At 39.0% G+C, this 11,869-nt stretch carries 10 protein-coding genes and 1 pseudogene; 1 reads left to right on the top strand and 10 read right to left on the bottom strand.

Going from position 1 to position 11,869, the window contains the following annotated elements:
• Positions 1 to 320 precede the first annotated feature (320 nt).
• Both HT693_RS05605 and HT693_RS05600 read right to left on the bottom strand, forming a co-directional pair.
• Positions 321 to 1,403: an N-acetylmuramoyl-L-alanine amidase family protein gene (locus tag HT693_RS05605; protein ID WP_000868697.1), complete on the bottom strand. Its 1,083-nt coding sequence runs from the start codon at positions 1,401 to 1,403 to the stop codon at positions 321 to 323.
• Positions 1,404 to 1,415: 12 nt separating this feature from the next.
• A complete protein-coding gene (locus HT693_RS05600) occupies positions 1,416 to 2,654 on the bottom strand; it encodes a caspase family protein (protein ID WP_000722389.1) in 1,239 nt (412 codons plus the stop codon).
• A 92-nt stretch (positions 2,655 to 2,746) separates the two neighbouring features.
• On the opposite strand from HT693_RS05600, the gene HT693_RS05595 reads away from it, so the two are divergent.
• Positions 2,747 to 3,601 (top strand): Rgg/GadR/MutR family transcriptional regulator, encoded by an 855-nt coding sequence (locus HT693_RS05595; protein WP_000427006.1) that lies wholly within the window; start codon positions 2,747 to 2,749, stop codon positions 3,599 to 3,601.
• Between the two features lie 124 nt (positions 3,602 to 3,725).
• Here the strand turns inward: HT693_RS05595 and HT693_RS11970 are convergent.
• The 8 genes and pseudogenes from HT693_RS11970 to HT693_RS05560 form a co-directional block, all read right to left on the bottom strand.
• A pseudogene (locus HT693_RS11970) lies at positions 3,726 to 3,937 on the bottom strand (IS3 family transposase); the annotation flags it as partial.
• Between the two features lie 88 nt (positions 3,938 to 4,025).
• A complete protein-coding gene (locus HT693_RS05590) occupies positions 4,026 to 4,373 on the bottom strand; it encodes a type II toxin-antitoxin system RelE/ParE family toxin (protein WP_000395510.1) in 348 nt (115 codons plus the stop codon).
• Positions 4,363 to 4,650, bottom strand: a complete 288-nt coding sequence (locus tag HT693_RS05585) for a type II toxin-antitoxin system RelB/DinJ family antitoxin (RefSeq protein ID WP_023939238.1) — start codon at positions 4,648 to 4,650, stop codon at positions 4,363 to 4,365. Before HT693_RS05585 ends, HT693_RS05590 begins: the two co-directional genes overlap by 11 nt.
• A gap of 162 nt (positions 4,651 to 4,812) precedes the next feature.
• Positions 4,813 to 5,424 (bottom strand): 30S ribosomal protein S4, encoded by a 612-nt coding sequence (gene rpsD / locus HT693_RS05580; protein ID WP_000092760.1) that lies wholly within the window; start codon positions 5,422 to 5,424, stop codon positions 4,813 to 4,815.
• A 194-nt stretch (positions 5,425 to 5,618) separates the two neighbouring features.
• Positions 5,619 to 6,671 carry a HAMP domain-containing sensor histidine kinase gene (locus HT693_RS05575; RefSeq protein ID WP_172925004.1) on the bottom strand — a complete coding sequence of 351 codons (1,053 nt, stop codon included), beginning with the start codon at positions 6,669 to 6,671 and terminating at the stop codon, positions 5,619 to 5,621.
• The gene (locus HT693_RS05570) at positions 6,668 to 7,366 is read right to left on the bottom strand and encodes a response regulator transcription factor (RefSeq protein ID WP_000520643.1); all 699 of its coding nucleotides are present in this window, start codon (positions 7,364 to 7,366) and stop codon (positions 6,668 to 6,670) included. The genes HT693_RS05575 and HT693_RS05570 overlap by 4 nt, the downstream gene beginning before the upstream one ends.
• A gap of 166 nt (positions 7,367 to 7,532) precedes the next feature.
• Positions 7,533 to 10,688 (bottom strand): PavB family fibronectin-binding SSURE repeat adhesin, encoded by a 3,156-nt coding sequence (locus HT693_RS05565; protein WP_172925002.1) that lies wholly within the window; start codon positions 10,686 to 10,688, stop codon positions 7,533 to 7,535.
• Between the two features lie 115 nt (positions 10,689 to 10,803).
• On the bottom strand, positions 10,804 to 11,820 hold the full coding sequence (locus HT693_RS05560; RefSeq protein ID WP_000771879.1) for a glycosyltransferase family 2 protein: 1,017 nt from the start codon (positions 11,818 to 11,820) through the stop codon (positions 10,804 to 10,806).
• Positions 11,821 to 11,869: the final 49 nt, after the last annotated feature.

Below are 11,869 nucleotides of genomic sequence, written 5' to 3'. Positions count from 1 at the left end.
AAAACTAAATGACTATAAAACTTTTTTCCCAGATTTTTGTTTACTACTAAAGTTCACAATGGGTCTAATTTTTAAAATACTCTTGTTTAATTTTTGTAAGCAGATTGTTAGTAAAAGAGAATAACCCTGCTAAATTTCTGATCTACTTTATTCTATAGTAAAATGAAATAAAAATAGGACAAATCAATCAGGACAATCAAATCAATTTCTAGTAATGTTTTAGAAGTCCAGATGTACTATTCTAGTTTCAATCTACTATATATTATTCACTGACTAAAAAAGAAAACCTACCTTCTCAGTAGATTTTCTCTGTTTAAAATTTATTTCCAAGCGCCACTGGCATCTACATAGTAACCATCAGGTGTATAGGTGTTGTGAAGCATCTTACCAGTTGAAGCAAGGTAGTACCAAGATCCACTATCTTTTACCCATCCTGTTACCATAGAACCTGAGTTGTTTAGATAATACCAAGATCCACTATCTTTGATCCAACCTGTCGCCATAGAACCTGAGTCCTTTAGGTAATACCAAGAGTTATTATCATATAGCCAATTGCTAGCAATCATAGCTCCTGATGATTTAAAGGCATACCAGTTGCCACCCTGATAGAGCCAAGTTTGATTGAACATGACTCCTTTATCATTCATAAAGTACCAAGTTCCCTTGTCCTTAACCCAAGCATTTTTAACTAATTGACCTTGTTTTTGATAGTACCACTTTTCACTGTAATTCTTTTTTAGCCAGCTTTCTGCTTTTAGAATCGGATAAAGTATTTTGAAGGCTCCTCCCCCTCTGTAGGAATGACTGATAACTCCTGGTTTTTGAAGTTTCAATTCTACATAGTCGTCTTCCCAAGCAAACACTTTTTGACCATTGAGAGTCTCTGGTAAGGTAGCAGTGTAGGTCTTAGTTTGATAGTCCCATTTTGCATCAAGGTAGGTGTGTTGATCATTTGATTCGTCAATACGGAAGTAACCACTCTTTCCGCCATCATTATATACATCATCTACTACTTTAGTGGACCAGGTCTTTACTTCATTTCCGCTCTTGGCTTCTACCTTGATATCTCCTCTATAGCCATAAGGTACATAGAAATTCAGGTAACGCCCCTCTGTACCGACCATAGATTTGTCCTTCTCTTGACCTAGGAAATTGATAGTCTGATCTTGACCATTGAGACTAACCGTCCACTCGATTTTCTCAGTTTTTGGCAAATCCAAGACTTTGATATCCACTTCATGGCCATTGTTAAATCGAAGAATTTTGCCATCTTGATACTTAACCCCACCCTTAATAACCCATTCTTCTTCCAACTCAAAGGCTTGACCTGAATGAGGGAAAGCTAATAAAGCTAGACCTGCTAGAGATAAACCAAATAGTGTGATTTTTTTTGATACTTTCATTTTCTTAACTCCTTATTTTTGGAATAAAACAAATTGACTGTTTTTAGGATAAACTGATACATGTTGCTCTTCGTGAATTTGTGATGCAGCTTCAAGGACTAGAGGATAAGAGTATTGATACAGTTCCTCTAAAGTAATTTTTCCGTTAGTATTGGTGTCTGCCATAGGCGAAATCATTCTATTTTGAAGTGAATCCCAACCTGTACCCATTGCCCAGTATCTGGTGGCAAGACTACCTACTCCGACTACACTATACGATTCTTCGCCTTTCCAAGAGGCACATAGTACGAGGAATTTAGAATCAAGCATTTCACCATTCTTGCTTGCTACATCTCCTGTTGAAAATCCTGCCAAAAATGCTTGTTCATCAAATTTTTCTTCAGACTTGGAGGCAACCTTTTTGTCTGACTTACCTACATCTATAATTGTTCCTGAATAGCAACAATCCAGCATAACCACAAACTTACCTTTATATTGTTTCAGTATAGATGCCAATTCCCAGCCTGAAAATGTCTGACCATCGCTACCAAGATAGATTCTTCCGTCTCTTCCTCCATGACAAGTAAGGTAAAGATAGTTCACATCGCTTTCGATAGAAGATTTGAAAAGCTCTTGCGTTTTTGCAATAATCTCGGACTTAGTTTTATCTGGGAAACGAACAACTTTACTAAAGTTTTGGTTACCAAAAACCTTTTCCATAGCATTAACGTCTTCGATAGGTACTGCTCTCGTTGATGTTTCACCAAGAACTAAAGCACGGCGATTAATCGTTTGTCTTGCTCCACTACTAGCAAAGAAATAAGTATCATCTCCAATATTGTGCCAACCTGTCTGCATAGCACCGCTGGCAGCCAAATAATATTGTTTTCCTTCGATAGTCTGTAGGCCAGTTTGCATGACACCGCTAGTATTTAAATAGTACCAACTACCAGAAATCAAACACCATCCTGTTTTCATAGCACCACTAGTATCTAGATAATACCAATTTCCATATTCATTAAACCAACCTGTTTTCATCCAACCTTCACTATCAAAATAGTACCAGGTTTCATTGATCTTTTCCCACCCGTTTTTAGTGTAAGAACCGTCAGAGTGTTTATACCACCAACGGCTATTCGATTGAATCCAACTGCCATTAGAGTGACTATAAGACTTGGGAGAGATAGATTCTTGAGCAGAAACTGGACTATTTACTGGTAGTGTTGCCACTAGGCTCAGTAAAGCAACTGATGACAATAAAATTTTTTTCATAATCATATTGTCCTTTCTGTTTTATTTTTGTATAATCATATCACAAATAAAAAAACAGGTTTTATTTTTTGCAGAAATGGAAGAGGAATACTATGGAAAATTTTGGAGCAGTTTTAAAGGATATCCGTATTTCAAAAAATTTTCGTCTTAAAGATTTGGCTTGTGATAAGATTAGTGAGTCAACTATTTCTCGTTTCGAAAATGGGATTACAAAATTATCTATTGATCATTTTTACATATTGTTAAATCGCCTGGGGATATCATTTTCGGAATTTGAAGAATTAGTTCATTGCTATTATTCCAAAAAAGAATGCTTTTTTGAAGAATTAGAACATGCTGTAAACTCTTCAGATATCATTTTGTTACAAGAACTAATAAAGAAAATAGAGCTAAAACAAAAGCAGGAAAGAAGTTTATGCAATTTTCACATAAAATTGATTGCTGAACAACAGATTAATCGCCTTGTAAATCTTCCTTATAATACATCTAAATGCAATGAGATAATAAAGTATTTGCTTTCGGTAGATACTTGGATGGAGTATGAACTGAAAATTTTTTATAATTCGGTGTTTTTTATGAACACTAAAACCATAAGCTTATTATATAGAGCGGTAATCAAGAAAACACGACATTTTTTAAAAACAAATATGGGAACACATAGAGTAATTCCTTTATATTTATTTAATTTAGAATTATTATTAAAAAATAATTTGTTAAATAACGCTCAATTTTTTATAGATGATTTAGAAAATTTACTGACCAGACAAGGATATTATTTTGAAAAGAATTATTTACTCTTCCTAAAAGGTATTTATCTTATAAAAACTAATCAAATAGAGTTAGGTAAAAAAGAATGTTCTAAAGCTATGAGAATATTTAAGGAATATAATGATAGTGATACAATAAATGAATTAAACCAGAAATTTAAGCTAGATCTAACAATTTAATTGTTAAATGATATTGTTTAGAGATATAATTCCTAAAAAATTAGACAAATAATTTATCTATAAGATTTGGTTCTGTATTACACTGAGCTAAGTCTTTCTTAGTTTTAATACATTTGTTATTATATAGGCTTTTATTGATTATTTCTTGTTTTAATTCAGGGGAATAGTAACGATTCTTCCCATTTTTAACACTCTCTATTCCATAACGATCAATTCATCTTGTCACATACCTTAGCCCGAAACATCTACACAAAATCTTTTTGAAAGCTGATTAAAGATTTGTACTTGCTTTCTAAGTTCATAGATCTGAACCTTAACCTCATTTGTCAATCCCATAATAAAAATAAGGACATTCCAATTGAACTGCACCCCAAAAGTTAGACAGAAAAAATCTAACTTTTGGGGTGCAGTTCATATATAGGCGCTATTTTTTCTTGAACAAGCGGATGTAGTCCTGTTTGCTATGAATAATATCTGATACAAAGACAGCTTTTCTGTCCTCTAAAATATGATAGAATGCTAGGTAATCTCCTAAAATGATGCATCGAGTTTTGTGGGGTGGGTATATAATCCCTCCTACTCTTTCGTCAGCATCAAATCCTGCTTCTGGGAAGACTTCAAGACGCTCCAAACCATAAAGAACATTCTTAACTGTGTTTGCTCCTGCCTGTTCTGAAAAGTAGTTAGCTGAGATATAATCTTTAATACCTCTTAGCTGTTCTTGTACCGTTTCGGAGATAATGATGCTATATGCCTTCTCGTTAAATTCCAAGGTTAGCCCTCACTTCATCAAGACTGTAAGTTCTTCCATGTTCTAAATCCTCAAAGCTACGAGCAATTTCAGCACGCAACCCTGATAGAAGTTCTTCTCTTTCTTTATCTACTTGAGTTTCAAATGGCAAGGCTTTATTTTCTACAATATGTTCTAAAAACAAGTTAAAACTGGCTGTCATATCAAGATTTTGCGCTGTGATAATAGCTTTAGCTTTCTCTAACAAGTCTCTGTTAGTCTTAAAATTTACCTGTGTGTTTTTTTCTAAAACATTCATGGTAGCACCTCCTTTAGACTATTATATCACTTTGAACTATACAGGTCTAGTTACGTATAGACGATTATAGCTGGATACTAAGAGAAATCAAAAAGCACTAGGGGAAAACGCCCCAAAGTGCTTAATTTCAAGGCTTTACAGCCTATCTTATTTAATAAAATATTACAACATTTTGTTGTAGAATTCAACGACAAGTGCTTCGTTGATTTCTGGGTTGATTTCGTCACGTTCTGGCAAGCGAGTCAATGAACCTTCCAATTTTTCAGCGTCGAATGATACGAATGCTGGACGTCCAAGAGTAGCTTCTACTGCTTCAAGGATTGCCGGAACTTTCAATGATTTTTCACGAACTGAGATCACTTGACCTGGAGTTACGCGGTATGATGGGATATCAACGCGTTTTCCGTCAACAAGGATGTGACCGTGGTTTACGAACTGACGAGCTTGACGACGAGTAGTCGCAAGACCAAGACGGTAAACAACGTTATCTAAACGACGTTCCAAAAGAAGCATGAAGTTGAAACCTAGGATTCCGCCTTTGATTTTTGTAGCTTGTACGAACAAGTTACGGAATTGTTTTTCACCTACACCGTAAGTGAAACGAAGTTTTTGTTTTTCAGCCAATTGCAAACCGTATTCTGACAATTTAGAACGGTTGTTTGGTCCGTGTTGTCCTGGTACGTAGTTACGACGTGCCAATTCTTTACCTGTACCTGTAAGTGAAAGGCCAAGGCGACGAGATTGTTTCCAAGATGGTCCTGTATAACGTGACATGTGAATGTCCTCCTGATATAAATAATATTTCGGTGGAAATAGTCACTTAGAAAGCCCTGATTCGTGCAGATGCCCTTCGCCTAAACAGCCAAGGTTACTTATTATAAGACACCTGTTGACGAGCTTCATGCTTTCCTGCTGATATTTCACACAAAATCTATTTTACCATGAATAGCTGGATTTGTAAAGGGGTTTTAGGCTTTATTTTCACTACCAGAGAGATTGAGAAGGAGGGTAAAGGTGCTTCCGAGGCCGTACTGGCTGCTGACTGTGATTTCACCACCCAATTGATGGGCTAATTCACGCGCAATCGCAAGACCTAAGCCATGACCACCTGTTTTCATATTACGCGAAGTCTCTACACGATAAAGACGTTTGAAAATATTCTCCAAATCCTCTGGGGCAATCCCCTGTCCCTCATCGGTCACACTGATTGAAAGCTGGTTATTTTCCAGCTTAGCCACCACTTCCAGCTTGGTTCCTGGAGCTGAGTATTTAAAAGCGTTATTGACCAGATTCACCAAGATACGAGAAAGTTTGGCATAATCTCCTTCAATCCGGGCAGACTCTGGGATTACCTGCAAGTGGACATCTCTTCTCTCCTGCTCAATCAAGAACTGAAATTCACTCATGCACTCAATCAAGAGCTGGTCCAGAAAAATACTGTCCTTGCTGGTCGTTTCCATCTGATTTCTAGCTGTATTTAGAGTCAAAAAATTCAACTCTTCAACCAGTTTATTGAGTCTTTCCGTCTGACGCCCAATGGTTGCTAGATAATGAGCTTGCTCCGACTCCTTGATAACCCCATCCAAAACCCCTTCTACCGTCGCTTGGATCGAAGTGATAGGAGTCTTAATATCATGCGAAAGTTGAGCAATCATCAAGCCCTTTTCTCGTTCGCTTTCTTCCAAGGAATCAAAGCTGGCCTGCAAATCATGGGACATTTCATTAAAAGCTTGCCCTAATTGTTGAAATTCTAAAGGACCTTGAACCTCCAAATTTGAAGGAAAATCCTTGTCCGCTACCCGCTTGGCATGCTCCTTGAGTTTGCCCAACGATGTAAAGACCGGCGATAGGAGAAAGAGACTAATCCCAGCACCGACAAGGCTGGCAACGATGGTCATCCCAAGCAAAAAGTAAATCTCGCTTTTCTCAATCAGCATTTTTTGAACAGCCCAAAAAACAACCAAAATGGTTAAGAGGGTTGAAATAATATATCCAACCAAAATATAACTTTTTAGTTTCATGTTTGTCCTCTCGGTTTCTCTATCTTATATCCCAAGCCCCAAACTGTCTTAATAGTGGGCGTTTGGTCACTACTATATTTTGCCAACTCCTGTCGAAGAGCATGGATATGCACATTCAAGGTATTGGTATCATCCACATAGTCTTCTTGCCAGACCTTTTCATAGAGGTCTGTCTTGGAGAAAACTCTCTCTGGATTGCTAGCTAAAATCCACAGCAATTCAAATGATTTAACAGTCAAATCCAGCATTTCTTCTCCTATTTGAACTTCATGACTACTATGATTCATTTTTAGATTGCCAAGGGAAATCAGCTCTGTTTCGCCCCCACGATGAAGGCGACGCAAAATATTATGGACCCGCAAAACCAGCTCACGAGGGCTAAAGGGCTTAGCAATAAAATCATCTGCTCCCAAGCTCAGGCCATAAATCTTGTCCTGTTCACTGGTCTTAGCAGTAATAAATAGGAAAGGCTGCTCTGGTGATAAGTATTGAACCTCACTGATTAAATCATAACCATCCATCCGAGGCATCATGACGTCTGTGATAATCAAATCAATCGGTTTTTTCTTGAACAGCTCTAACGCTTCCAGTCCATCATGGGCTACCAAGACCTGATAACCTGCCTGAATTAAGTATCTCTGATGAATATCTGTGATTTCTACCTCGTCGTCAACGAGTAAAATTGTCTTTCCCATCTGTCTCTCCTTTGATAAAAACAGTGCTATACTGCTTTAAGTATAACACTATTTTTATTGTTTTACGATGATTTTAATCTGCTATTGAAAGAAAGTCCTGATAGCTGATTGAGTTGGTAAACTAGCCTTAGTCAGCCCACTATCCATCATTTATTTCCTTAGCTGATTAGTTTTCTTCTTTTTTGTTTTTCAAACCTAGACCACCGAGTAAACCTGCAAGTGCAAGCCCAAGGAAACCAATACTTGCCATTGATGTTTGAGCTTCACCAGTATTTGGTAGCATAGCTTTATCATCTGACATCATCTTGTCTGACATCATCGTATCAGACATCTTATTAGCAGAAGCAGCCATGTTTTCACCTGCCATCGTATTGGTAGAGCTTGTCATGGTGTCAGCAGGCATGCTATCTGTAGTACTTGGAGCTGGAGTCTCAGTCTTCATACCTGATTTTTCCATTTGGTCATTTGCTGGAATTGCTTTATCAGTCTCTTTGGCTGGTGCCATCATGTCCTTATGGTCAGTAGACATTTGATGAGTCGCACCTGTAGCATGACTGTGATTCATCGGAGTCACTCTAGAACCAGAGTTAGAAGGTGAGAAAGAACCACTTGCTGTGTCTGATGTTTCTTTAACATTTATCTTAATAGTAACTTTTTTAGTTGCTACGATATTTGTCAAATCTGCTTTACCATCTTTGTTGCCATAGACATTGACTGTAGCGCTGTAAGTTTGAGTACCGTTTGCTCGGAACTGGTCAATGAGTTCTTGTTTTTCTTTACCAGCTACATTTCCTTCCAAGGCTACTTGATAGAAGTATTGACCTTTAGTGTTCACATTTTCACCTAGTGGAGATAGGGCTGGATTTTTAGCGTCTCCGTTATCTGACCATGGAGCCTTGTCAGATGCTTTGAGCAAGAGACGAGTCAACATGCCATCACCTGCGAAGAGTTCGTATGGAATCACATGGTTAACACCGGCTGTGAATGGACCTTCACCTTTGGCTTTTTCAAGATAAGCAGCAGGAACATCAATACTGTCTTTAACGTTGTCTGCAACGGCTTTTTGAACTGTTTCTTTAGAAATTAAACCGTTTATGTTAATAGTGACTTGTTTAGTTGCTACGATATTTGTCAAATCTGCTTTACCGTCTTTATTTCCGTAAACTTTAACAGTAGCTTTATAAGTTTGAGTACCATTAGCACGAAGCTGATCAATTAAATCTTGACCTTGTTTACCAACAGTATTGCCATTTAAGTCTACTTGATAGAAGTATTGCCCTTTGGTCTTCACGTTTTCGCCTAGTGGAGATAGGGCTGGGTTTTTAGCGTCGCCATTATCTGACCATGGAGCCTTGTCAGATGCCTTAAGCAAGAGACGAGTCAACATGCCATCACCTGCGAATAGTTCGTATGGAATCACATGGTTGACACCTGCTGTGAATGGACCGTCACCCTTGGCTTGTTCTAGGTAGGCTGCTGGAACATCGATACTGTCTTTAACGTTGTCTGCAACGGCTTTTTGAACTGTTTCTTTAGAAATTAAACCGTTTATGTTAATAGTAACTTGTTTAGTTGCTACGACATTTGTCAAATCTGCTTTACCATCTTTGTTGCCATAGACATTGACTGTAGCGCTGTAGGTTTTAGTGCCGTTTGCTCGGAACTGGTCAATGAGTTCTTGTTTTTCTTTGCCAGCCACGTTTCCGTCCAAGGCTACTTGATAGAAGTATTGCCCTTTGGTCTTCACGTTTTCGCCTAGTGGAGATAGGGCTGGGTTTTTAGCGTCGCCGTTATCTGACCATGGAGCCTTGTCAGATGCCTTAAGCAAGAGACGAGTCAACATGCCATCACCTGCGAATAGTTCGTATGGAATCACATGGTTGACACCTGCTGTGAATGGACCTTCACCCTTGGCTTGTTCTAGGTAGGCTGCTGGAACATCGATACTGTCTTTAACGTTGTCTGCAACGGCTTTTTGAACTGTTTCTTTAGAAATTAAACCGTTTATGTTAATAGTAACTTGTTTAGTTGCTACGACATTTGTCAAATCTGCTTTACCATCTTTGTTACCATAGACATTGACTGTAGCGCTGTAGGTTTTAGTGCCGTTTGCTCGGAACTGGTCGATGAGTTCTTGTTTTTCTTTGCCAGCCACGTTTCCGTCCAAGGCTACTTGATAGAAGTATTGACCTTTGGTCTTCACGTTTTCGCCTAGTGGAGATAGGGCTGGGTTTTTAGCGTCGCCGTTATCTGACCATGGAGCCTTGTCAGATGCCTTAAGCAAGAGACGAGTCAACATGCCATCACCTGCGAAGAGTTCGTATGGAATCACATGGTTAACACCAGCTGTGAATGGACCGTCACCCTTGGCTTTTTCTAGGTAGGCTGCTGGAACATCGATACTGTCTTTGATGTTGTTTTTAACTGCAGATTTGACATCGCTTCTTGTTACAAGACCGTTCAAGGTAATATTGACTTTACGTTCCTTGACAACCTTATTCAAATTTGGTTTATCACCGGCTGCTTCATAGACAGTCAGGGTAGCTTCATAGGTATTTGTACCATTAGTACGAAGTGTATCTAATAAATCCTGATCTTGCTTACCTGTAGTGTTACCATTCAAAGATACTTGATAGTAATACTTGCCATCAGGTAAATTTTTCACTGGTGGAATTTTTTCATTTTTATCCTTACCATTATCTGACCATGGAGCCTTGTCAGATGCTTTGAGCAAGAGACGAGTCAACATACCATCTCCTGCGAAAAGTTCATATTTAAGCGGTTTGTTTACACCAGCCAAGAAAGGACCGGAAGCTTTGGCTTGTTCTAGATAGCCCGCTGGGACATCGATACTGTCTTTAACATCCTCATCGACAGCTTTTTTAATATCTTCTGGACTTGCTTGTTTCCCATCCACATCAGCTGTATCTACAGCCTCTTTTAAGACATCTGCTAGCTCTGAATTTTCTTGAGCTTCTTCACCTTTTTCAAAAAGTGTATCCAGACGAGAAGGGCTTGTCCCCTCGCTCACTTCAGTTACTTCTGTAGGTGTAGAAAGTGAGTTCGTATTTCCAGCAACGACCTCAGGTTTCGCTTGAGCAAGAACAGTATCTCCCTGAGTTTCTGCTAAGTCACCCTCTTTCGTTCCCGATGTCTCTTCAGGTACAACTTGAGCAGGGGTCGGATTGACCCCATCGGCACGTACAGAACTTGGCTGACCAACTAGGACAAAGAAGCCACTAGCCACAACAACTGAGGCAACACCGACACTGAGACGGCGAATAGACCAACGAGTATATCTTTGATTTGGATTGAATTTCATAGGGTTCTCCTTAGAGTTTTTCTTTATTTGATGACTCTAGTATAATATCCTAAAATTAAAAAGGACTAAGAAAAAGTTAAAATTTTTCTTAAATCCCTCTTATAAAATACTTATATCAATTAAATCCATAAACAGATTTGGTGATTTGATAGACGACATTGGACAGTTTGCGAGCTGGCAAGACTGAATGTTTGGTCAAACGGCTAAGCATGGTCTTACGGATAGCCTGAAAAACCTCTGGATTTTCCTGCTGAATATAGGTCCACAGCTCCCGTTTTTTTGCCAAATGCTCTGCTGTACCTGCTCGATTGAGCAGGGCACTGGAAATCACCGTCGTAATCTCGATATGATTCAGCAGATATTCTCGCATTTTGGGGTGGCTCACTTGGGATAAATCAAGCTGGTCTACCAAGAGTCGATTGACTTTAAGTTGCTGGTCAATGCGCTTAATCATCACTTGCTCATTGACAGACTGGTCCTCACGCCCAATCAAATAACGATAGAAATCGACAGGCAGATAGTACATGGTCTTGACCTGCTGAAGAGGGGTAAAGACAAAGAGATTATCGACATAAAAAGTATGCTCAGGCAGTTGGAACTGGCTAGCACGCAACAAATCTGTCCGATAAATCAGCGAGTGCATCATGATATACTGGCCTTTGGAGAAATTTCCGACCTGGTCCCAGCCAAAAATCTGCCGAACAGGCAAGACTGACTCGTAGCTCATACTCTTCTTACGAGACTGACCTTCCTTTTCGTAAACAAAATTAGTCACAAAGGCGTCAACCTCTTGACCCTTACTCTCAAGTTCCTGCAAGGTTTCAAGAGTTTTCAAGTAGGCACGAGGATCCACCCAGTCATCACTGTCAACTACTTTAAAATAGCGCCCAGAAGCCTCTACCAAGCCACGATTGACCGCACCGCCATGGCCCTTATTTTCCTGATAAATGGCTCTAACGATGTTAGGATACTTGTCGGCTAAACGCTCAGCGATTTCCTGAGTCTGGTCCTGAGACCCATCATTGATAATCAAAATCTCAACTTGCTCACCACCAATCACTAGCGACTCCACACAGTAATGAAGATAGGCTGCAGCATTATAGCTAGGAATGGCGATAGACAATAACTTCATAATCTACTCCTTTAGGGGACTGATTTTTCTTACTCAATGAAAATCAAAG

Source organism: Streptococcus sp. 2154, from assembly GCF_013277255.1.
Lineage (GTDB): Bacteria > Bacillota > Bacilli > Lactobacillales > Streptococcaceae > Streptococcus > Streptococcus pseudopneumoniae.
The sequence above is the reverse complement of the archived record's forward strand: the minus strand, read 5'-3'. Positions and strand labels throughout refer to the sequence as shown.